Origin of the sequence: Pseudomonas sp. B2021, assembly GCF_018135665.1 — a bacterium.
Lineage (GTDB): Bacteria > Pseudomonadota > Gammaproteobacteria > Pseudomonadales > Pseudomonadaceae > Aquipseudomonas > Aquipseudomonas lactis.
Genome location: NZ_SMOF01000001.1, coordinates 5,151,452 through 5,172,434 on the forward strand (window position 1 = coordinate 5,151,452; position 20,983 = coordinate 5,172,434).

20 protein-coding genes are annotated in these 20,983 nt (G+C 60.7%); 8 read left to right on the plus strand and 12 right to left on the minus strand.

The genetic code is table 11. The features are described from left to right. The first annotated feature begins 219 nt into the window (after positions 1 to 219). Entirely contained in the window at positions 220 to 594 is a 375-nt protein-coding gene (locus E1K68_RS23230; protein ID WP_212614707.1) for a lysozyme inhibitor LprI family protein, read from the plus strand. A gap of 141 nt (positions 595 to 735) precedes the next feature. Here E1K68_RS23230 and E1K68_RS23235 read toward each other — a convergent pair whose 3' ends face one another. From E1K68_RS23235 to E1K68_RS23250, 4 genes are all read right to left on the minus strand, one after another. Beyond that, on the minus strand, positions 736 to 2,181 hold the full coding sequence (locus E1K68_RS23235) for a SulP family inorganic anion transporter (RefSeq protein WP_034128761.1): 1,446 nt from the start codon (positions 2,179 to 2,181) through the stop codon (positions 736 to 738). 198 nt (positions 2,182 to 2,379) lie between these two features. After that, complete coding sequence (locus E1K68_RS23240; protein ID WP_057710548.1) at positions 2,380 to 3,273, minus strand: NAD-dependent epimerase/dehydratase family protein; 894 nt, start codon at positions 3,271 to 3,273, stop codon at positions 2,380 to 2,382. A 103-nt stretch (positions 3,274 to 3,376) separates the two neighbouring features. Next, complete coding sequence (locus E1K68_RS23245) at positions 3,377 to 4,273, minus strand: LysR family transcriptional regulator (RefSeq protein WP_003194098.1); 897 nt, start codon at positions 4,271 to 4,273, stop codon at positions 3,377 to 3,379. A gap of 42 nt (positions 4,274 to 4,315) precedes the next feature. Continuing rightward, the gene (locus E1K68_RS23250) at positions 4,316 to 5,080 is read right to left on the minus strand and encodes a sulfite exporter TauE/SafE family protein (protein ID WP_003194099.1); all 765 of its coding nucleotides are present in this window, start codon (positions 5,078 to 5,080) and stop codon (positions 4,316 to 4,318) included. 189 nt (positions 5,081 to 5,269) lie between these two features. On the opposite strand from E1K68_RS23250, the gene E1K68_RS23255 reads away from it, so the two are divergent. Beyond that, on the plus strand, positions 5,270 to 6,160 hold the full coding sequence (locus E1K68_RS23255) for a LysR substrate-binding domain-containing protein (protein ID WP_212614708.1): 891 nt from the start codon (positions 5,270 to 5,272) through the stop codon (positions 6,158 to 6,160). On the opposite strand, the gene E1K68_RS23260 is transcribed toward E1K68_RS23255, so the two are convergent. Continuing rightward, the gene (locus tag E1K68_RS23260) at positions 6,106 to 7,512 is read right to left on the minus strand and encodes an amino acid permease (protein ID WP_003194101.1); all 1,407 of its coding nucleotides are present in this window, start codon (positions 7,510 to 7,512) and stop codon (positions 6,106 to 6,108) included. The two genes, E1K68_RS23255 and E1K68_RS23260, sit on opposite strands and share 55 nt — an antisense overlap. A 132-nt stretch (positions 7,513 to 7,644) precedes the next feature. Beyond that, complete coding sequence (gene kynU / locus E1K68_RS23265) at positions 7,645 to 8,895, minus strand: kynureninase (RefSeq protein WP_212614709.1); 1,251 nt, start codon at positions 8,893 to 8,895, stop codon at positions 7,645 to 7,647. Between the two features lie 144 nt (positions 8,896 to 9,039). Here kynU and E1K68_RS23270 point away from each other — a divergent pair, with 144 nt between their 5' ends. Then, positions 9,040 to 9,513 carry an Lrp/AsnC family transcriptional regulator gene (locus E1K68_RS23270; protein WP_003194103.1) on the plus strand — a complete coding sequence of 158 codons (474 nt, stop codon included), beginning with the start codon at positions 9,040 to 9,042 and terminating at the stop codon, positions 9,511 to 9,513. Positions 9,514 to 9,619: 106 nt separating this feature from the next. Here E1K68_RS23270 and catA read toward each other — a convergent pair whose 3' ends face one another. From catA to E1K68_RS23285, 3 genes are read right to left on the minus strand one after another with little or no spacing between them, the layout of a single operon-like run. Then, positions 9,620 to 10,549, minus strand: coding sequence for a catechol 1,2-dioxygenase (gene catA, locus E1K68_RS23275; RefSeq protein WP_192002319.1), 930 nt, complete (start codon positions 10,547 to 10,549; stop codon positions 9,620 to 9,622). A 39-nt stretch (positions 10,550 to 10,588) separates the two neighbouring features. Next, complete coding sequence (catC, locus tag E1K68_RS23280) at positions 10,589 to 10,879, minus strand: muconolactone Delta-isomerase (RefSeq protein WP_003194105.1); 291 nt, start codon at positions 10,877 to 10,879, stop codon at positions 10,589 to 10,591. 12 nt (positions 10,880 to 10,891) lie between these two features. Next, entirely contained in the window at positions 10,892 to 12,019 is a 1,128-nt protein-coding gene (locus E1K68_RS23285) for a muconate cycloisomerase family protein (RefSeq protein WP_212614710.1), read from the minus strand. A gap of 114 nt (positions 12,020 to 12,133) precedes the next feature. Between E1K68_RS23285 and E1K68_RS23290 the strand changes: the two genes are divergently transcribed. Next, on the plus strand, positions 12,134 to 13,009 hold the full coding sequence (locus E1K68_RS23290; RefSeq protein ID WP_212614711.1) for a LysR family transcriptional regulator: 876 nt from the start codon (positions 12,134 to 12,136) through the stop codon (positions 13,007 to 13,009). Positions 13,010 to 13,141: 132 nt separating this feature from the next. On the opposite strand, the gene E1K68_RS23295 is transcribed toward E1K68_RS23290, so the two are convergent. After that, a complete protein-coding gene (locus tag E1K68_RS23295; protein WP_212614712.1) occupies positions 13,142 to 14,134 on the minus strand; it encodes a helix-turn-helix domain-containing protein in 993 nt (330 codons plus the stop codon). Positions 14,135 to 14,445: 311 nt separating this feature from the next. Between E1K68_RS23295 and antA the strand changes: the two genes are divergently transcribed. From antA to E1K68_RS23315, 4 genes are all read left to right on the plus strand, one after another. Beyond that, positions 14,446 to 15,837 (plus strand): anthranilate 1,2-dioxygenase large subunit, encoded by a 1,392-nt coding sequence (antA, locus tag E1K68_RS23300; protein WP_047711775.1) that lies wholly within the window; start codon positions 14,446 to 14,448, stop codon positions 15,835 to 15,837. Further along, positions 15,837 to 16,328, plus strand: a complete 492-nt coding sequence (gene antB, locus E1K68_RS23305; RefSeq protein ID WP_034133666.1) for an anthranilate 1,2-dioxygenase small subunit — start codon at positions 15,837 to 15,839, stop codon at positions 16,326 to 16,328. The genes antA and antB overlap by 1 nt, the downstream gene beginning before the upstream one ends. A gap of 148 nt (positions 16,329 to 16,476) precedes the next feature. Beyond that, positions 16,477 to 17,484 carry an anthranilate 1,2-dioxygenase electron transfer component AntC gene (gene antC, locus E1K68_RS23310; protein WP_212614713.1) on the plus strand — a complete coding sequence of 336 codons (1,008 nt, stop codon included), beginning with the start codon at positions 16,477 to 16,479 and terminating at the stop codon, positions 17,482 to 17,484. Between the two features lie 71 nt (positions 17,485 to 17,555). Continuing rightward, complete coding sequence (locus tag E1K68_RS23315) at positions 17,556 to 18,956, plus strand: amino acid permease (protein ID WP_003194112.1); 1,401 nt, start codon at positions 17,556 to 17,558, stop codon at positions 18,954 to 18,956. Positions 18,957 to 19,100: 144 nt separating this feature from the next. On the opposite strand, the gene kynA is transcribed toward E1K68_RS23315, so the two are convergent. Beyond that, positions 19,101 to 19,973, minus strand: coding sequence for a tryptophan 2,3-dioxygenase (gene kynA, locus E1K68_RS23320; RefSeq protein ID WP_047711777.1), 873 nt, complete (start codon positions 19,971 to 19,973; stop codon positions 19,101 to 19,103). Further along, positions 19,970 to 20,620, minus strand: coding sequence for an arylformamidase (kynB, locus tag E1K68_RS23325; protein WP_212614714.1), 651 nt, complete (start codon positions 20,618 to 20,620; stop codon positions 19,970 to 19,972). Before kynB ends, kynA begins: the two co-directional genes overlap by 4 nt. Positions 20,621 to 20,983: the final 363 nt, after the last annotated feature.

Consider the following 20,983-nt stretch of genomic DNA (forward strand, 5'->3'; position numbering starts at 1 on the left):
GTCGAATAGGTTGTGAAACTCATAAATCATTCCCGAGGAGGATTTTCAATTTTTATGAAAGTAATTTTCGCCCACGGATAAGCGCTGTCGCTTGGGGATATGCCCGACGTTAACGGATGAAAATTCGAGGGGTGTTCTTACATGAAGATCAGAGAAGGCGGAAACTCAAACGCCGCCCTTGAGTCATAGACTGCGCATCCACTGCCCAGGAAACCGCTCATGATTCGCACCACAATTGCCGCCAGCGTCCTGCTCTTGTGCGGCAGCGCTTATGCCGCCGACAACCCTGCCTTGAAAAAATGCATGGACAGCGCCAATACCACCGCAGACATGGTCAATTGCAACGCCAAGCAAACCAAGGTGCAAGACGACCGCCTGAACCGCGCCTACAAGACCGCCCTCGCCGCCCAGGAAGGCGTGCGCAAACAACAACTGCAAGACGTGCAGCGCCTGTGGATCAAATACCGCGACGCCAATTGCGCCTTCGCCGGCAGTGCCACCGGCGGCACGATTGATCAGGTCAACGGCACAGGTTGTGTGCTGGACATGACCCAGACCCGCGCTCAGGAACTGGAAGACCTGGTCGGCCCGTAATCGCGACCTTGCCCCCTGTAGGAGCGAGCTTGCTCGCGAAAAACCCGAGAACGCCGCAGTGCATCAGAATGCCCGCGTTATCGTTGACGATTTTCGCGAGCAAGAACTAGGCGTCCCCCTCGCTCCTACAGAGGTAAAGGTTCAGTCGTGATGAACCTTGGCGCGCTTGAGCAGCTTTTTGCAGCGCTCGGATAAATGCAGCACCCGCAGGTGCTTGCCGGCCTTGGTGTAGCGCTCGCGCAGGGTCATCAGCGCGGCAATTGCCGAATAGTCGACAAAGCTCAGGTGACGGCAATCCAGCGTGACCTGGGCCGGGTCGTTGGCTGGGTCGAACTGATTCAAAAACGGCGTGGTCGAGGCGAAGAACAACGTGCCGTGCAGCCGATAGAGCTTGCTGCCATCGGCCTCCAGATGTTCATCAGCGTACAGTTCCCGCGCCTGCTGCCAGGCGAAGTTCAGCGCGGCGATGACGATACCGCACAGCACGGCGGTGGCCAGGTCGGTGAACACGGTGATGATCGTCACCGCCATAATCACCAGCACATCATTGAGCGGCACCTTGTTGATCACCCGCAACGACGCCCAGGCGAAGGTCTGTTGCGACACCACGAACATCACGCCCACCAACGCCGCCAGCGGAATCCGCTCGATCAGTGGCGACAGAAACAGAATGAACAACAGAATCATCACCCCGGCAAACACCCCGGAGAAACGCCCACGCCCGCCGGAGCTGAGGTTGATCACGGTTTGCCCGATCATCGCGCAACCGCCCATGCCGCCGAACAGGCCCGAGACCATATTCGCCGCGCCCAGAGCCACGCTTTCGCGGTCAGGATAACCACGGGTCTCGGTGATTTCGTCGGTGAGGTTGAGGGTCAGCAGGGTTTCCAACAGGCCGACCATCGCCATCAAAAACGCGTAGGGCGCGATGATGCCAAGGGTTTCCAGGGTCCAGGGGATCTGCGGCAGCGCGAAGGTCGGCAAGCCACCGGCAATGTGCGCCATATCCCCCAATGTACGGGTCGGCAAACCCAGCAGGTACACCGCCAGGCCCACCCCCAGAATCGCCACCAGCGCGGGCGGCACGGCACGGGTCAGGCGGGGCAACAGGTACACAATGGCCATGGTCGCCGCCACCAGCCCGGCCATCACGTACAGCGGCGTGCCGCTGAGCCAGGTTTCACCGCTCTTGAAATGCTCCAGTTGCGCCAGCGCAATGATGATCGCCAGGCCGTTGACGAAGCCGAGCATCACCGAATGCGGCACCATGCGCACCAGCTTGCCCAGGCGCAGCAGGCCGAAAGCGACCATGATCAACCCGCCGAGCAACACCGTCGCCAGCAAATACTCCACGCCGTGCTGCACCACCAACGCGACGATCACCACTGCCATCGAACCTGCCGCACCGGACACCATACCGGGACGGCCGCCGAACAATGCGGTGAGGGTGCAAATGATGAAGGCGCCGTAGAGGCCCATCAGCGGGTTGAGATGGGCCACCAGCGCAAAGGCGATGCATTCGGGCAGCAAGGCGAAAGACGTGGTGAGGCCGGCCAGGGCGTCGGCGCGCAGACGGGTGAGGTTCATGGAGTACCAGGGAATTGCGGGGGATAAGGCGGGGAATGGTACGGAATTGCGGCGGGTGGGGCTAGTGAAGTGTCTGGTCCGATGCACCGAGTCGCCCCTTTCGCAGGCAAGCCAGCTCCCACATTTGACAGGGTTCACACCTGAACAATGTGGGAGCTGGCTTGCCTGCGAAGGCCGCACCGCGGTGCTAAGCGAACATCACACCATCTCGTCGCGAATCCACTCCACCACCGAAGTGCGCTTAGGTGCCCACCCCAACAATTCACGGGCCTGCTTGCCACGCACTCGGCTATTGGAGCCCAACCCGTAGTTGGCCATTTCATAGCCCCACTCGGCCTCAGCCTCGGCCAATGGCCAATCCTGTGGCTTGCCCAGGTTTAGGGCTTGGGCAATCGCCGTGGTCATGTCGATGAACGCCGCTTCGCTGCTTTCCACAAAATAGAAAGTGCCCGGTACGTTCTTGGTCAACGCCAGCAGATACAAGGCCACCACGTCTTCAATATGCACGTTGGACCAAATGTTCTGCCCAGGGCCCACATGGCGCACCACCCCGCTTTTGCGTGCCTGCTTGAGCAAGCGCGGCAATTGCACGCTGTCACGCTTCACGCCCAGGCTGTGGCCGTAGATCAGGGTGTTGCAGATCACCGCCGAATTCACGCCGTCGTTGGCGGCCGCGAGAATCAGGTTGTCGATGGCCACACGGGCGGCCTTGTCGACGGTCGGCTCAGGCAGGTTGTCTTCGAAGTAGATGACATCGCTGGCCTTACCGCCCGACGCATCCCCTACGATGCTCGAACCGCTGGTATGCAGGAACGGCTTGTTCGAACCTTTCAAAGCGGCCAGCAAGGTTTGCACGGCGCCGCGATGGTCGCTGCTGGCGGCGTTGATCACCGCATCAGCCTTCTGCGCCTGCTCGGTCAATACCGTTGCGTCGTCGAGGGTGCCAATCACGGGCGTGATGCCCAGGGCGGTCATTTCGGTGGCTTGTTCAGCGCTGCGCACCAGGCCGGTGACGTGATGGCCGGCGTTGACCAGGCCGGTAGCGATGGAACCGCCGATAAACCCTGCGGCGCCGGTAACGAATACATTCATGGAGGTTGCTCCTGACTGGGTAAGTAATGCGCCCAGTATCCAACCCACACCGCTGTCGAATAAGCCCGTGCGGCCCAATTCACTCTTGCGCTCAGATCACGAATCAGCTCGCATACCGCGCCAGCTTGGCCTGAATAAAGTCCAGAAAGCACTGGATGCGCAACGCCAATTGCGAGTTGCGGTAGAACACGGCGTGGATCGGCTGGCGATAGCCACTGTTGAACGCCTCCAGCAAGGGCACCAGGCGTCCGGCGTCGAGGTCTTGGGCCGTCATGAAATTGGACAGGCAAGCAATGCCCTGCCCTTCCAGCGCCAACTGCCGCAAGGTTTCACCACTGGACGCGCTGACGCCGGGCTGGATCAGCCAGCGGTCACCTTCGCCATGGCGCAGCGGCCAGTGGTTGAGGGTTTCGGTGTGGGTGAAGCCCAGCAAGGTGTGATCAGCCAACTCGGCAACGGTCGTCGGCGTGCCAAACTGCTTGAGGTAGCCGGGGCTGGCCAGGATATGCAGCGGCGTGCTGCCCAAAAAGCGCGCATGCAGGGTCGAGTCGGCCAGGGCGCCGATGCGAATGGCGATGTCGGTGCTTTGCTCCAGCAGGTCGATGATCAAATCATCGCTGTTGAGCTCCAGCTGGATATCCGGGTAGAGGCTGCGAAACTCGGCGATGTACGGCACGATCCCATGCAGCATGAACGGCACGGCGGCGTTGATACGCAGGCGCCCGGCCGGTTTTTTCTGGCGCGAGGACAGGCGCTCTTCCAGCTCGTCCATCTGCGCCAGGATCACCTTGGCCTGTTCGAAGAAGTACTTGCCCTCTTCGGTCAGGTCCATGCGCCGCGTGGTGCGGTTGATCAAGGTGGTGTCGAGCTTGGCTTCCAGGCGCGACAACGTGCGGCTGACCGCCGATGGCGTTTGCCCGACTTTTTCGGCGGCGGCGGAAATCGAGCCGCACTCGATCACGCTGACAAAAATCTGTAGCTCATCAGATCGGGCTTTCACGGGCAGTCCTTCATTAAACGGCTGACAAATGCCCGGTCATTATTAACCAGCCAGCAACAAATGGCCTCCCAACAACGCCATGCCGGTGAAAAATCCACGTTTGAACCACAAGGCACTGATGCGCCGACGCACCACTTGGCCCAGCCACATCCCTAGCAAGGCCGGCAACAGCGCCAACACCGATGCACCGACTTCAGCACCGCCCAACGCACCACGCCAAGCCAGCCCGGCGGCCAGCGCCAGTGTCGACACGGTGAATGACAGCCCCAGCGCCTGCACCAACTGATCACGGCTCAAGCCCAGGGCTTGCAGATACGGTACCGCAGGGATCACGAAGACACCGGTGGCCGAGGTGATGATGCCGGTGACCACACCGCACAAAGGCCCCAGCCAGCGCTCGGTGCGGGGTGCGACCCTGAAGGTCGGCAGGAATAACCCGCTCAACGCATACACCAGTAACGCCGCGCCCAAGGCGCGTACCACCCAAGGCCCGCTGCCCATGCCCAGCCACAAGGTGCCCAGCCCGGTGCCGAGAAAAATCAGCAACAGCATCGGCCACAGGCGTTTGAGCAAGGCACCCAAGTGGCCGCCACAGGTGAGTTGCCAGAGGTTGGTCACCGTCGAAGGAATGATCAGCAATGCCGCAGCCTGCGCGGGCAACATAGCCAGGCCAAGCATGCCCATGGCCACGGTGGGCAGGCCCAGGCCGATGACGCCCTTGACCGTACCGGCCAGTAGGAAGGTAGTGATGACCAACGCGGTCAGGGCGGGGCCGAGGTTTTGGTAGAACGCGAGGAAGGTATTCATGGCTGCATTCTGGTGCTTTTCGATAGCTTGTGAAATTCGCCATATACTGAGGCAGCCTCTTGTTTTGTGTGAGGCTGATACCGCTATCGCAGGCAAGCCAGCTCCCACATTTGAATGTATTCACAGTTCAAAATGTGGGAGCTGGCTTGCCTGCGATGAGGCCCGCCCAGTCACCGGAAACCTGCAGCCATGCACTTTGACCTGATCGACCTGCGCCTCTACCTGCACATCCTGGACACCGGCAATATCACCGCCGGCGCGGCCCGCAGCCACCTGTCCCTGGCTGCCGCCAGTGCACGCATCCGGGCAATGGAATCTTCACTGGGTATTGCGTTTCTCGAGCGCGGCCGCCGTGGCGTCACCCCGACACCTGCGGGCAAAGCCCTGGCCCGGCATGCTCGCCTGCTGTTGCAACAGGCCGACCACCTGCAACAGGACTTGGCCGAATACGCCAATGGCGTCAAAGGCCAGGTACGCCTGCTGTGCAACACCACCGCCCTCAGCGAATACCTGCCGGAACTGCTCGCGCAGTTTTTGCGCGAACACCCCAACCTCGATATCGACCTGCAAGAGCTGCCCAGCCTGCGCATCACCCACGCGTTGCGCCAGGGCACGGCCGACCTGGGGATTATTTCCGATGCAGTGGACACCCACGGCTTGCAGACCCTGGCGTTTCGCGACGACCCGCTGGTGCTGATCATGCCCCTGGACCACCCGTTGACCAGCGCGAGTTTTATCGACAGCTTGCAATGCGACTACGTGGGCCTGGGGGCCAACAGCGCGTTGGCGGTATACCTGGAAGAACAGGCATTGCATGCAGGCTTTCGCTTGCGGACGCGCATTCGCGCCGACGGTTTTGATGGGTTGATTCGCATGGTCGCCGGCGGCGCGGGCCTGGGCATCGTGCCTCAGGCCGCCTTGGACCGCTGGCCGTCAGAACGCCGTTTCAAGGCCCACCTCCTGCAAGAGGAGTGGGCCTGCCGCACGTTGCTGTTATGCGCACGCTCGTTCGAGCACCTGCCGAGTTATGCCAGGGCTTTGTTCGAGGCCTTGGCCCTGCCCTTGCGGAAGAACCCGTAATACACAGCCGACAGAATCAGCAGGAACGGCACGCCAAACACCAGTGTCATCTTGAAGGCGTCGGTGAAATAGGTGGTGATCATCACCGCCCCCATCAGCACCAACCCCAGCAACGTGCTGTAGGGAAACAGGCGCAACTGGAACGACAACTTCGCCCCGCCATGACGCTTGCGATAGCGGCGGAAAAACAGGTGCGTGAGGAAGATCATGAACCAGGTGAAGATCGCGCCAAACATCGAAATCGCCATCATCAGGGTGAACGAGCTTTCCGGGTACACCACGTTGAGCAACGTCGCCAGGGCAATGCCCGAGCTGGACAGCAGCAATGCGTTGAGCGGGATGCCGTTCTTGCTCAGCGCGCCCATGGACTTGGGCGCAAAACCAGCGCGCGACAGGCTGAACATCATGCGCGTGGTGATGTAGAGCTGGCTGTTCATGGCCGACAGCGCCGCGATCAGGATCACGAAATTCATCACTCCAGTGGCGCCGGGAATGCCGATGGTCTGCATCACCGTGACAAACGGGCTCTGGGCCTGGCCGGCCTGGTTCCAGGGCACGATCGCGAGCATCAGTGCCAGGGTCAGCAGGTAGAACACCACCAACCGCACGATGGTAGCGCGAAAGGCTTTCTTCACTGCCTGCTCCGGGTCGGCGGCTTCACCGGCGGCCACGGCGATCATCTCGACGCTGAGGTAGCTGAAGATCGACACGATCACCGCGATCCACATGCCACTCAAGCCATGGGGGAAAAAGCCGTCGTGGGCCGTGTAGTTCTGCACGCCGTAGTCAGGGTTGCCGGAGCCGAACACCACATACACTGCCAGGATGATGAAACCGACAATGGCGCTGATCTTGATCGTCGAGAACCAGTATTCGAAGTTGCCGAAGGTCTTCACGCTGATCGCATTGAGCACAATCAGCACACTGGAGAACGACACGATCCACACCCACTCCGGCACGTTGGCGAACCAGTACTTCATGTACATCGCCACCGCCGTCACCTCGGCGCCCACCGCCAGCACAATCGCCGCCCAATAGGCATACCGCACCAGGAACCCAGCCAATGGGCTGATGTAGAACTCGGCATACGCGCCAAAGGAGCCTGAGGTGGAGTGGGCCACCGTCATCTCCGCCAGGCAGCCCATCAGCAGCAAGGTGATCAACGCGCCGATGGCGTAGCTCACCAGCACGCTCGGCCCGGCATAGCCGATGGCGTAGGCACTGCCCATGAACAGCCCGGTACCGATGGCGCCACCGATGGCGATCATGCTCATCTGGCCGGAAGTGAGCTGGCGCCTCAGGCCCAGTTCACGGTGGGTAATCTCTGCAAAGCCGTTGTCTGGCGTGGTCACTGGTGTGCCCCTTTATTATTGTGATGGTGGCTGACGCTGAACCTGTGGGAGCTGGCTTGCCTGCGATAACGGTAGTGAATGCACCGACGCTATCGCAGGCAAGCCAGCTCCCATATTTGGTCTGTATTGCTCTTAAGTGACGCTGTTGCGCACTTTGAATTGCGCCTGGTCCCACGTGCGCTTGTCGAGTATTTCTCCGAGGATTTCCACGGCGTCCCATACCTCGATGAAGCTTGTGTACAAAGGCGTGAAGCCAAAACGCATGATCCGCGGTTCACGGTAATCGCCGATCACGCCTCGGGCGATCAAGGCCTGGATCACGGCGTAACCTTCAGGGTGTTCAAAGCTGACGTGGCTGCCGCGCCGGGCGTGCTCACGCGGGGTGATCAGCTCCAGGCCGTGGGCGGCACAGCGGCTTTCGACCAAGGCAATGAACAGGTCAGTCAAGGCCAGGGATTTAGTCCGCAGGCGGGCCATATCGGTCTGGGCAAAAATCTCCAGGCCACATTCCACCATGGCCAGCGAGGTAATCGGCTGCGTACCGCACAGGTAGCGAGCGATGCCGGCGCTGGGGGCGTAGGTGGACTCCATGGCGAACTGCCGGGTATGCCCGAACCACCCGGACAACGGCTGGCGCACCACATCCACCAACGCCGGGTTGACCCACACAAACGCCTGGGAGCCCGGGCCGCCGTTGAGGTATTTGTAGGTGCAGCCAATCGCATAATCCGCATTGGCCTGGTGCAGGTCGACAGGCACCGCGCCCGCCGAATGCGCCAGGTCCCAGATGCTCAGCGCGCCGCACTCGTGGCTCAGTGCGGTCAGCGCCGCCATGTCGTACATGTAGCCGGTCTTGTAGTTGACGTGGGTGAGCATCACCACCGCCACGTCTGCATCAATGGCCTGGGGCAGTTCGGCCGGGCTGTTCACCAGGCGCAGGGAATAGCCTTGTTGCAGCAGTTCGGCCAAGCCTTCGGCGATGTACAAATCGGTGGGAAAGTTGCTCGCTTCACTGACGATGACCTTACGCGCCGGCGTACGTTGGCGCTGCACACTCAAGGCGGCGCTGAGCACTTTGAACAGGTTGATGGAGGTGGTATCGGTGATCACCACCTCGCCGTCACGCGCACCGATCAATGGCGCCAGGCGATTGCCCAGGCGCTGGGACAAATCCGCCCAGCCTGCGCTGTTCCAACTGCGAATCAAGCCATTGCCCCACTCTTCGGCGATCACCTGTTGTGCCCGCTCCAGCGCCGCCACCGGGCGCGCGCCGAGGGAGTTGCCATCGAGGTAGATCAAGCCCTCGGGCAAGGCGAATTGGGCACGCAGGGGGGCCAAAGGGTCCTGGGCGTCAAGGGCTTGGCAATGGCTTCGAGTGGTCATGGGTCGTCCTGGTTTTTATAAGTGAGGATGGACCAAATAATGAACGAACTTTTAGAGAATTTTCGTGCAAAGTGGTGGGTAAAGGGCTATTTAAGCTGTAGGAAATTCGAATTTAACCTCCAAATACGCGGATATCTTCCAAGCATGATTCTCGACGCCACCGACCTGCGCCTCCTGCATTTCCTGCAACAGGATGGCCGCATCAGCAACCAGGAATTGGCGGAAAAAGTCGCGCTGTCGCCGTCCGCATGCCTGCGCCGTTTGCGCCTGCTGGAGAGCGAGGGAATCATCAGCGGCTACCGTGCGGTATTGAATGCCGAGCAGTTGGGGATCGAGCTGGAAGCCATCGTGCACCTGTCGTTGCGCCAGGATGTGGAGGACTGGCATGAGACGTTCATCAAGAAGGTGCAAGGCTGGCCAGAGGTGGCGAGCGCCTATGTGATCACCGGCGCCAGCAACTATGTGTTGCGGGTGCAGGCGCGCAACCTCAAGCACTTTTCGGATTTCATTGTGAACCACCTGAACCGCACGGCGGGAGTGATGGATATCCGTTCGGAGATTGTGCTGCAGAAGATCAAGGACCGGGATGAGGTGTTGGACCTGGTCCTGCGCAAATAACACAAACACCCCAAAACCAATGTGGGAGCTGGCTTGGCTGCGATAGCGGTGGTGAATGTTCCACCGCTATCGCAGCCAAGCCAGCTCCCACAGTTGACCGAGTTGATCAGTCTTCCAGAGCACGCACTCGTTGCATGCGCTGCTGCTCTATTGGCGCATCCGCCACCTGCAACTCAAAGTCAAAATCAATCTGCGCAAAGCGCCCCTGCACGCCAAACTCCCGAGCCAACTGCGGATCGTCGCTGAAGCGAATCTCGGCAATCAGTTCATCCCGGGTGGCATAGGCAAAGTCATCATGCAGGTACGGGTCATCCGACAGGTTGATCTGCGTGGTCAGGTGCCGGTGCCCAGGCGCCGAGATGAAGAAGTGGATATGCGCCGGCCGTTGCCCGTGGCGCCCCAACTGGTCGAGCAACTGTTGCGTCGGCCCGGACGGCGGGCAGCCGTAGCCTGAAGGCACGATGCTGCGAAAACGGTAGTTGCCCTGGGCGTCGGTCTCGATGCGCCGGCGCAGGTTGAACTCAGACTGCGTCGGGTCGAACCACGAATAAGTGCCGCCCGTATTGGCCTGCCACACATCGACAATCGCCCCTGCCAACGGCTTGCCCTCGGTATCGCGCACTTGCCCGCGCATGAACAACGGCACCGCGTCGTCCTTGCCATCATCCAGCCGTGCCTCGTACTTGGAGAGCGGCGCACCGGCCACATACAACGGGCCTTCAATGGTGCGCGGCGTACCACCCGACTTGCCGGCCTGCTCGTCGGCGGCGTCCATCAACAGGTCCAGGTAATGCTCCAGGCCCAAGCCGGCGGCGAGCAGGCCGGCCTCTTGGTTTTTGCCCAGTTCATTGAGGTAGTTGACCGCCTTCCAGAACTCTTCCGGGGTCACTTCCAGGTCTTCGATGATGTTTACGGTGTCGCGCAGGATCCGATAAATCAGCGCCTTGGTGCGTGGGTTGCCCGCGTCATTGAGGTTACCGCTGGCTTCTTCGAGAAACTGTTGGGCGTGGGCAGTCTGGGACAGACGGATGGACATGGTGCATTCCTCATCTTGTAGTTATAGGTGCAAGCCGTCTCAGCGGTCGTCCGCATGGATCGACGACGGATGGCGGCACAGCGCATTCACTTCGATGGCCATGTAGGGGAACAACGGCAATTGCATCAGCAGGTCGTGCAGGTCCTGCACGCTGTCAACATCGAATACGCTGTAGTTGGCGTAATGCCCGGCGATGCGCCACAGGTGGCGCCATTTACCCTCCTCTTGCAGGCGTTGCGCCAAGGCTTTTTCCTCGGCCTTGAGGCTGGCAGCGCGCTCGGGGTGCATGTCGAGGGGCAGGTTCACGGTCATTTTTACGTGGAACAACATGGCAGGGGCCTCTTAGTGTTTGTCACGGCGAAAGAACGCCAGGCGCTCTTCATCAAGCGTCAGGCCCAGGCCCGGCGCAGTGGACACATGCAGCTGGAAATCGCGGTACACCGGTGGCTCAGTGAGGATGTCTTCGGTGAGCAACAGCGGGCCGAACAATTCAGTGCCCCACGCCAGTGTGTCCAGCGTGAGAAAGGCATGGGCCGAGGCCAGGGTGCCAATGCCACCTTCAAGCATGGTGCCGCCGTACAGGCCGATGCCGGCCGCTTCGCCAATCGCCGCCGTGCGCAATACGGCACGCGGGCCGCCGTTCTTGGCGATCTTGAGGGCGAACACCGTGGCCGCGCCTTCACGCGCCAGGTTGAAGGCGTCTTCGACACATTCGATGGACTCATCGGCCATGATCGGCGCCGGGCTCGACAGGTTGAGCCGGGCCATGCCACCACGGTTATTACGTGAGATCGGTTGTTCGATCAGGTCGATACCGTGCTCGCCCAGCACCTTGCACGCCCGCAGGGCCACGGCTTCATCCCAGGCCTGGTTGACGTCGACGCGTACGCTGGCGCGCTCGCCCAGGGCTTTTTTGATCGCGATCACATGGGCCAGGTCGCGGTCGACCTCGCCCGCGCCGATCTTCAATTTGAAGAGGCGGTGACGGCGCAGGTCGAGCATCTTCTCGGCCTCGTTGATGTCCTGTTCGGTATTACCGCTGGCCAGGGTCCAGGCCACTGGCAACGCATCACGCACACGCCCGCCAAGCAGCTCGCTGACCGGCAGCCCGAGGCGTTTGCCGAGGGCGTCGAGCAAGGCGCTTTCGATACCGGACTTGGCAAAAGTGTTGCCGCGAATACTGCGCTCCAGGCGCAACATGGAGGCATTGACGTTACTCGCGTCCTGGCCGATCAGCAGCGGTGCGAAGTGGCGGTCGATGTTGACCTTGATGCTGTCGGGGCTCTCGTTGCCGTAGCTCAGGCCGCCGATGGTGGTGGCTTCACCGATGCCTTCGATGCCGTCGCTGCAACGCAGGCGAATGATGACGAGGGTCTGGTTTTGCATCGTGTGCATCGCCAGCTTGTGCGGGCGAATGGTGGGCAGATCGACGATGACAGTTTCAATCGACTCGATGGCGCAAATCGGCATGGCAATACCCGTTGGGTTCTTTATAGATTTGCGCCGATTCTGTGCCGCATTTTTTATGGCTTCCAATATAGAATTGGTCTCAAGCAATACCCTCAAGGTATAAAAGGAGTCGATATGGAACTGCGTCACCTGCGCTACTTCCAGGTGTTGGGCGAGACCCTCAACTTCACCCGCGCCGCCGAACGCTTGCATATCGCCCAGCCGCCGTTGAGCCGGCAGATCCAGCAACTGGAGGATGAACTCGGGGTGATGCTGCTGGAACGCAGCCGGCCCTTGCGCCTGACTAAGGCCGGGCGGTTTTTCTATGAACATGCCAATGTGCTGCTCGAACAACTGGGCAAGGTCTGCGACAACACCCGACGCATCGGCCAAGGCGAGAAAACCTGGCTGGGCATTGGCTTTGCACCGTCGACCTTGTACGGCGTGCTGCCGGAATTGATTCGACGCCTGCGCACTCACAAGGCCCTGGAGCTGGAGTTGGGCTTGTCGGAGATGACCACCTTGCAGCAGGTCGAAGCGCTCAAGGCTGGCCGCATTGACGTGGGCTTCGGGCGCATTCGCATCGACGACCCGGCCATCGTCCAGCGCGTACTGGTGGAGGATCGTCTGGTGGCCGTGCTGCCCAGCGGTCACCCGTTGCTGGGCGCCCCGGCCACCCTCGCCCAGTTGGCCGGCGAACCCTTTGTGCTCTACCCCGGCAACCCGCGCCCCAGTTATGCCGACCATGTGATCGCACTGTTCGACGCCCATGGCTTGAGCGTTAAGGTGGCGCAGTGGACCAACGAATTGCAGACCGCTATCGGCCTGGTGGGTGCAGGCATGGGGGTGACGCTGGTGCCGGCGTCGGTGCAGGTGCTGCATCGGGCGGATATTGGCTATACGCCGGTGGTGGAGGCGACGGCGAGCTCGCCGATCATCCTCAGCCGGCGGGTGAATGACCAGTCGCCGGGGCTGACTCATTGCCTGCAACTGGTTGAAGAGTTGATCTGAGATCCTCCAGGCACCCCATACTCCATGTGGGAGCTGGCTTGCCTGCGATGGCGGCGGATCAGTTGGCATCGTGTTGATCGGCCGGCCGCTATCGCAGGCAAGCCAGCTCCCACAGATTGTTTTTCATCCAGTTCAAGTAATGCGCAGGCGCTTGCGTTGCAATGTCTGGCTGGGCGACTCATCGAACAGCTTGCGGTACTCCGCCGAAAACCGTCCCAGGTGCGTAAAGCCCCAACCCAGGGCGATTTCAGAGATGGTGCGGATCGAGCCCTGCTCCAGAATCTCCTGGCGCACCGCCCCCAACCGATGCTTCTTCAGATACGCCATGGGCGACAGCGCGAAGTACTTGCGAAACGCATCGAACAGTTTAAACCGCGACACGCCCGCCGCCGCTTCCAGGTCTTCCAGGTGCAGCGCTTCACGGGCGTTGTCGTGGATAAATTGCCGCGCGCGGATCAGGTAGTGCGGCAGTTTCACCCCCAGCACGTCGCGCAGTTCTTCAGAATAGTTATTTGGTTGGGCCAGGATCAGCCCCTTGATCAATGAGCTTTCCAGGTCGCGGGTAAACGCCGCCTGCTCGTACAGTTCGCTGCTGCGCTCCAGTTCGGCGATGAAATAACGCGCCATGCGCCACCACGAAGCCGGTGCTCCGTCCACAGCATCCATCACCGACTCAAAGCGCAGCGGCGCATCGATGGGCCGTTGCAGCAAACCTTCCAGCGACTCGCTCATCGCCGCACGGGTGATTACCACCTGCAACTTGCGGCAGTCACCGGAAATCGCCAGCACCTGATGCTCATTGGGCGAAATGATCACGCCTTGGTCGCGGTTGGAACTGAGACGTTCACCGTTCTTGCTCAGCTCCTGCTCGCCCACCAACGGCAGGCTCAAGCTGTAGCTGCTGAAGTGCTCGGCGTCTTCGATGTCGATGGTCACGTCAGTGCCGTACTCGATCACGCCCAGGGTGGTTGCGCGAGATTTGAACACGTTGGCGCTGTGGTGAAAGCGCAGGCGCTCGGGCGTTGCCGTCGCCAGGCGATGGGGCCCGCAGATGCCGGACATCCAGCTGCGCGCGCCTTCCAGGTCGAAGCGTTGAATATGAATATCGCGTGTCTGGCTACTCATCAGGGTGCACCCACGGCGGTTAGGCGTTTGCGCGCTCTGACGGCGCGTCGTTGAACCTCGACAGCAAGTTCCAGGCCACGCCAGTGCAGTTCTCACTGGGTGGATAGCAACGGTCGACTATGTGGATAAACCCCAGAGTTTTGCGACCATCGCCCGCCATCACAGTAGCGCATGCCGTCACCGGCGCGCACCGTCATGGGTATTTGCTGCCCAACTTTGCGGCCTACGTTCCCCCATTAAGCGGATAGCCCGCCACCGCATCGCAGCCGCTTAATGGCTCACCGTTTAGCCATGATCAAAAGGTGCCTCCCATGAGTGGTGCAAGAACCGTCGAGCAATGGAAATCCTTTATCGAAAGCTGCCTGGACTTTCGCCCGGCGGATGAAGTGTTCCGCATCGCCCGCGACATGTTCACCGAGCCCGAGTTGTTCGACCTGGAGATGGAGCTGATCTTCGAGAAGAACTGGATCTACGCCTGCCACGAAAGCGAACTGGCCAATAACCACGACTTCGTGACGATGCGCGCCGGCCGCCAGCCGATGATCATCACCCGTGACGGCGAAGGCCGACTCAACGCGTTGATCAACGCCTGCCAGCATCGCGGTACCACCCTCACCCGCGTGGGCAAGGGTAACCAGTCCACCTTCACCTGCCCGTTCCACGCCTGGTGCTACAAGAGCGATGGCCGACTGGTAAAGGTCAAGGCGCCGGGGGAATACCCGGAAGGTTTCGACAAGGCCACCCGCGGCCTGAAAAAAGCGCGCATCGAAAGCTACAGGGGCTTTGTGTTTATCAGCCTGGACGTGAACGGCACCAACAGCCTGGAGGACTTCCTGGGCGATGCCAAAGTGTTCTTCGACATGATGGTGGCGCAATCGGCCACCGGTGAGCTGGAAGTGCTGCCGGGCAAGTCCGCCTACACCTACGACGGCAACTGGAAGCTGCAAAACGAAAACGGCCTGGACGGTTATCACGTCAGCACCGTGCACTACAACTACGTGGCCACCGTGCAGCATCGCCAGCAGGTCAACACCGAAAACGGCGCAGGTTCCAGCACGACGTTGGACTACAGCAAGCTCGGCGCCGGCGACGCCAATACCGACGACGGCTGGTTCGCCTTCAACAACGGCCACAGCGTGTTGTTTAGCGACATGCCCAACCCCAGCGTGCGCTCCGGCTACGCCACCATCATGCCGCGCCTGGTAGAAGAACACGGCCAGCAGAAGGCCGAGTGGATGATGCACCGCCTGCGCAACCTGAATATCTACCCCAGCCTGTTTTTCCTCGACCAGATCAGCTCGCAGTTGCGCATCATCCGCCCGGTGGCCTGGAACAAGACCGAGATCATCAGCCAGTGCCTGGGGGTTAAGGGCGAGTCCGACGCCGACCGCGAAAACCGGATTCGTCAGTTCGAAGACTTCTTCAACGTTTCAGGCATGGGCACGCCCGATGACCTGGTGGAGTTTCGCGAAGCCCAGCGTGGCTTTCAGGGCCGCCTGGAACGCTGGAGCGACATCTCACGGGGCAGCCATCGCTGGGAGACCGGGCCGACGCCAAACAGCGAGGCCATCGGCATCCAACCGGCGATGACCGGTACCGAATTCACCCATGAAGGCCTGTACGTCAACCAGCATCGCAACTGGCAGCAGTTCCTGCTAAAGGGTTTGGACCAGCGAGCCCTGGCACTGCGGGAGGTGAAGTGATGAATGCGCAATTGCAGTACCAGATCGAGCAGTTCTTCTATCGCAAGTCCGAGCTGTGCGACGCCCAGGACTGGGACGCCTACGTGCAGTTGTTCGACCCACAGAGTGAATTCCACCTGCCGCAATGGGACTCCGAACACGTCTACACCCAAGACCCCAAGCGCGAGATGTCATTGATCTACTACGCCAACCGTTCGGGCCTGGAAGACCGTGTGTTCCGCCTGCGCACCGGCAAAGCCGCCTCTGCCACGCCGATGCCGCGCACTTTGCACCTGATCAATAACGTACGCATTGCCGAGCAGGCCGATGGCACGTTGGAGGTGCGTTTGAACTGGCACACATTGTTTTATCGCCTGGCCACGTCCGAGCAGTTTTACGGGCATGCCACGTACCGCCTCAAGCCTGCGGGCGACAGCTGGCTGATCATGCGCAAGCACGCCTTGTTGCTCAACGACACCATCAACTCGGTGCTGGATTTCTATCACCTGTAACGGTGGTGCATCGCCCTGTAGGAGCGAGCTTGCTCGCGAAAAACGTAAGTACGCCGCGAGCATCCAGGATGTTCTGCGTCATCGTTGGGTTTTTCGCGAGCAAGCTCGCTCCTACAGGGGGTTCATACCTATTCACGGAGTTATGTGAATGAATCACAAAGTGGCCTTCAGCTTCGCCGATGGCAAGACCCTGTTCTTCCCGGTGGGCGCCCATGAGATCCTGTTGGACGCGGCCCTGCGCAACGGCATCAAGATCCCGCTCGATTGCCGCGAAGGCGTGTGCGGCACCTGCCAGGGGCGCTGTGAGTCCGGCGAGTACACCCAGGACTATGTCGATGAGGAAGCCCTCTCCAGCCTCGACCTGCAACAACGCAAGATGCTCAGTTGCCAGACCCGGGTGAAGTCCGACGCCACTTTCTATTTCGACTTCGATTCAAGCCTGTGCAACGCCCCCGGGCCTGTGCAGGTACGCGGTACGGTGAGCGCGGTGCAGCAGGTATCGACCAGCACCGCCATTTTGCAGGTGCAACTGGACCAGTCTCTGGATTTTTTGCCGGGCCAATACGCGCGTCTGTCGGTGCCGGGCACCGATAGTTGGCGCTCCTATTCCTTCGCCAACCGGCCGGGCAGTCAATTGCAGTTTCTGGTGCGCCTGCTGTCCGATGGGGTGATGAGCAACTACCTGCGTGAACGCTGCCAGGTGGGTGATGAAATGCTGATGGAGGCGCCCTTGGGCGCGTTCTATCTGCGGCACGTCACCCAACCGTTGGTACTGGTGGCGGGCGGCACCGGGTTGTCGGCATTGCTGGGCATGCTTGATGAGCTGGCCGTCACGGGCTGCACACAACCTGTGCACCTGTACTACGGCGTGCGCGGCGCTGAGGATTTATGTGAAGCGGCGCGTATCCACGCCTACGCGGCGAAAATCCCGAACTTTCGCTACACCGAAGTGCTGAGCGACGCCTCAACCGAGTGGACGGGCAAACGCGGCTACCTCACCGAGCATTTCGAGCTGGCCGAATTGCGGGACAGATCGGCGGATATGTACGTGTGCGGCCCGCCTCCAATGGTCGAATCCATCCAACAATGGCTGGTGGATCAGGCACTTGATGGCGTCCAGCTGTATTACGAAAAGTTTACCCAGAGTAATATCTGACCCTCAGCAGTTCTGAGGGGCCGATGCGGCGTGCAATCACCCTTGAGAAAAACAAGTAGAAGGGAATGTTAATGGCGGATGACATGGTTAACCCGGTGGGCCTCAAGCGAGGCCTGAAAAACCGGCACATTCAGCTGATCGCCTTGGGAGGGGCGATTGGTACAGGCTTGTTCCTCGGCTCGGCCGGGGTGCTCAAGTCGGCGGGGCCGTCGATGATCCTGGGTTATGCGGTAGCCGGGTTTATCGCGTTCCTGATCATGCGCCAGCTCGGCGAGATGATCGTCGAAGAGCCGGTGGCCGGGTCCTTCAGCCACTTCGCACATAAATACTGGGGCGGTTACGCGGGCTTCCTGGCGGGCTGGAACTATTGGGTGCTCTACGTGCTGGTGGGCATGGCCGAGTTGACGGCCGTGGGCAAGTACATCCAGTTCTGGTGGCCGGAAATTCCAACCTGGGTCAGCGCACTGGTGTTCTTTGTTGCGGTGAACCTGATCAACACCCTGAACGTGAAGTTCTTCGGTGAAGCCGAATTCTGGTTTGCGATCATCAAGGTGGTGGCGATTGTCGGCATGATCGTGCTCGGCTGCTACCTGCTGTTCAGCGGCACCGGCGGCCCGCAAGCCTCGGTCAGCAACCTGTGGAGCCACGGTGGATTCTTCCCCAATGGCGGCATGGGGCTGTTGATGTCGATGGCTTTCATCATGTTCTCGTTCGGTGGCCTGGAGCTGGTCGGCATCACCGCCGCCGAGGCCAGCGAACCGCGCAAGGTGATCCCCAAAGCGATCAACCAGGTGGTATACCGCATCCTGATCTTCTACGTCGGTGCTCTGACTGTGCTGCTGTCGCTGTACCCGTGGGATCAACTGCTGCAAACCCTCGGCGCGTCAGGCGATGCCTACAGCGGCAGCCCGTTCGTGCAGATCTTCTCGCTGATCGGCAACGACACCGCCGCCCACATCCTCAACTTCGTGGTGCTGACCGCGGCGTTGTCGGTGTACAACAGCGGCGTGTACTGCAACAGCCGCATGCTGTTCGGCCTGGCCGAACAAGGTGATGCGCCCAAGGCGCTGATGAAGCTCAACAAACAAGGCGTGCCGCTGCGGGCCCTGGCGATTTCGGCGCTGGTGACGATGCTGTGCGTGGTGGTCAACTACGTGGCGCCGCACAGTGCGCTGGAGTTGCTGTTCGCGTTGGTGGTTGCCTCGTTGATGATCAACTGGGCGCTGATCAGCCTGACCCACATCAAGTTCCGCAAGGCCATGGGCGAGCAAGGCGTGACGCCGTCGTTCAAGACCTTCTGGTTCCCGTTCAGCAACTACCTGTGCCTGGCGTTCATGGTGATGATCATCGGCGTGATGCTGGCGATTCCAGGGATTCGCGAGTCGGTGTATGCGATGCCGGTGTGGGTGGGGATTATCTACATCGCCTATCGGTTTCGGATCAGAAGCGGGAAGGTTGCCGTAACCCAGTAACCCCTGTGGGAGCGGGCTTGCCCGCGATTGCGGCGTGTCAGCCAACGGGTGAGCCGGCTGATACACCGCCATCGCTGGCAAGCCAGCTCCCACAGTTGACTGTATTTCACATAAAAAAAGCCCCGGTAATCCGGGGCTTTTTGTTTAAAGCGTGGAGCGTACGCGCCAGAGTTCGGGGAACAACACCGTATCGAGCATCTTGCGCAGGTACCCCACGCCTTCCGTACCGCCGGTGCCCGGCTGGAAGCCGATGATGCGCTCCACCGTGGTGACATGCCGGAAGCGCCACTGGCGGAACGAATCTTCCAGGTCGATAAACTTCTCGGCCAACTGATACAAATCCCAGTAACGGCTCGGGTCGCGATACACCTCGCGCCACGCCGCCTCCACAGAGTCATCATGCACTGTGGCTGCGGTCGGGTCGCGCTCGGCACGCTTGGGATCAATCGCCAGCCCCGCCTTGACCATCAGGTTCACCGCCTCGTCATACAGCGACGGCGTGGCGATCGCCACCTGTAATTGCTGCAGCAATTCCGGGCGATGGGCATGGGGCCGCAGCAGCGCCGGGCTTTTGTTGCCGAGGATGAATTCGATCTCGCGGTACTGGAACGACTGGAACCCCGACGACTGCCCCAGGAACGGGCGAATCGCCTTGTACTCTGACGGGGTCATGGTGGCCAGCACCGCCCAGGCGTGCACCAGTTGATCGAAGATGCGCGACACCCGCGCCAGCATCTTGAACGCTGGCGGCAACTCACCCAGGCGCACATGTTCGCGGGCGGCCTTGAGTTCGTGGAGCATCAGCTTCATCCACAGCTCCGAGGTCTGGTGCTGGATGATGAAGAGCATTTCGTTGTGGTCCGGCGACAGCGGGTGCTGGGCACTGAGGACTTTGCCCAGGTCCAGGTAGTCGCCATAGCTCATGGACTCGGAAAAATTCAGTTCGGCGTTATGCCATTCTTCCGGGGATTGGTTATCGGCAGGCTTATAGTCTGGTGAGAAAGGACATTGGCTCATCGCGTGGGCTCCTTGAGCGGGCGGAGAATGGCGCGCACAGGGCTCGCGTCCAGGTTGGCGAAGCGCAGCGGCAGCGCGATCAATTCATAGTCGCCCTCCGGTACGTTATCGAGCACGATGCCTTCGAGGATCGCCATACCATGACGAGCCACGGCGTTGTGGGAATCCATGGTCTTGGACTGTTGTGGGTCCAGGGACGGCGTATCGATACCGATCAGGCGCACCCCCAGGCTGGCCAGCAGCTCAATGGTCTGGGGCGCGATGGCGGTGAAATTCGAATCCCATTCGGTGAGCGGCGCTTGTGGATAAGTGCGCAGCAGCACACGCTCGGGCACGTTATCCACACGCCCTTGCAACTGATGGGGCTCAACCAACGCGCCGCTGCCCAGGCAATGCAACACGCGGCAAGGGCCCATGTACACGTCCAGCGATACCTCGCCAATCGGCGCGCCATCGGCGCTGTAATGCAGCGGTGCATCCACATGGGCACCGGTGTGCGGCGACAGGGTTACGCGGCCCACATTTACCGGACACTCCGGGCCGAACTGCCACACGCGCTCTTCCTGGAACGGCGTATCGCCCGGCCAGGTCGGGGTGGCCGTGCTCAAGGGCGGGCTGATATCCCACCACGTTTTTATTGGGTTCATTGCAAGGCTCTCACGGGGTACTGAGGTGAATGATACGAGGGCCAGCTCTGAATTTTCTTGCGAATTCTGGCGCGACACGGGAAATCTTTCGCAGTTACTGCGAGGAAACATCGGTTTTATGCACAGATCTGTCGCTCCAGATACGCCACGACCTACTGTGGGAGCCTGGCTTGCCAGCGATAGCGGAGTGTCGGGCAAGGGAGATGCTCGCTGTACCACCGTCATCGCGGGCAAGCCCGGCTCCCACAGGGGACTGCGGTGTTCACGTGTCTGCGCTTCTGGGCATCCCAATGTCGAGTTCAGACCATCTGCGCAACGCCCAAGGCCTTAGGGTGCATCTTTCCCTTCCCTGCCTCGGAGTCA

What these genes read in the sequence shown, in the direction of transcription:
- E1K68_RS23230 (WP_212614707.1), top strand. Translation starts at nt 220, where the DNA reads ATGATTCGCACCACAATTGCCGCCAGCGTCCTGCTCTTGTGCGGCAGC.
- E1K68_RS23235 (WP_034128761.1), bottom strand. Translation starts at nt 2,181, where the DNA reads ATGAACCTCACCCGTCTGCGCGCCGACGCCCTGGCCGGCCTCACCACG.
- E1K68_RS23240 (WP_057710548.1), bottom strand. Translation starts at nt 3,273, where the DNA reads ATGAATGTATTCGTTACCGGCGCCGCAGGGTTTATCGGCGGTTCCATC.
- E1K68_RS23250 (WP_003194099.1), bottom strand. Translation starts at nt 5,080, where the DNA reads ATGAATACCTTCCTCGCGTTCTACCAAAACCTCGGCCCCGCCCTGACC.
- E1K68_RS23255 (WP_212614708.1), top strand. Translation starts at nt 5,270, where the DNA reads ATGCACTTTGACCTGATCGACCTGCGCCTCTACCTGCACATCCTGGAC.
- kynU (WP_212614709.1), bottom strand. Translation starts at nt 8,895, where the DNA reads ATGACCACTCGAAGCCATTGCCAAGCCCTTGACGCCCAGGACCCTTTG.
- E1K68_RS23270 (WP_003194103.1), top strand. Translation starts at nt 9,040, where the DNA reads ATGATTCTCGACGCCACCGACCTGCGCCTCCTGCATTTCCTGCAACAG.
- catA (WP_192002319.1), bottom strand. Translation starts at nt 10,549, where the DNA reads ATGTCCATCCGTCTGTCCCAGACTGCCCACGCCCAACAGTTTCTCGAA.
- catC (WP_003194105.1), bottom strand. Translation starts at nt 10,879, where the DNA reads ATGTTGTTCCACGTAAAAATGACCGTGAACCTGCCCCTCGACATGCAC.
- E1K68_RS23285 (WP_212614710.1), bottom strand. Translation starts at nt 12,019, where the DNA reads ATGCCGATTTGCGCCATCGAGTCGATTGAAACTGTCATCGTCGATCTG.
- E1K68_RS23290 (WP_212614711.1), top strand. Translation starts at nt 12,134, where the DNA reads ATGGAACTGCGTCACCTGCGCTACTTCCAGGTGTTGGGCGAGACCCTC.
- E1K68_RS23295 (WP_212614712.1), bottom strand. Translation starts at nt 14,134, where the DNA reads ATGAGTAGCCAGACACGCGATATTCATATTCAACGCTTCGACCTGGAA.
- antA (WP_047711775.1), top strand. Translation starts at nt 14,446, where the DNA reads ATGAGTGGTGCAAGAACCGTCGAGCAATGGAAATCCTTTATCGAAAGC.
- antB (WP_034133666.1), top strand. Translation starts at nt 15,837, where the DNA reads ATGAATGCGCAATTGCAGTACCAGATCGAGCAGTTCTTCTATCGCAAG.
- antC (WP_212614713.1), top strand. Translation starts at nt 16,477, where the DNA reads ATGAATCACAAAGTGGCCTTCAGCTTCGCCGATGGCAAGACCCTGTTC.
- E1K68_RS23315 (WP_003194112.1), top strand. Translation starts at nt 17,556, where the DNA reads ATGGCGGATGACATGGTTAACCCGGTGGGCCTCAAGCGAGGCCTGAAA.
- kynA (WP_047711777.1), bottom strand. Translation starts at nt 19,973, where the DNA reads ATGAGCCAATGTCCTTTCTCACCAGACTATAAGCCTGCCGATAACCAA.
- kynB (WP_212614714.1), bottom strand. Translation starts at nt 20,620, where the DNA reads ATGAACCCAATAAAAACGTGGTGGGATATCAGCCCGCCCTTGAGCACG.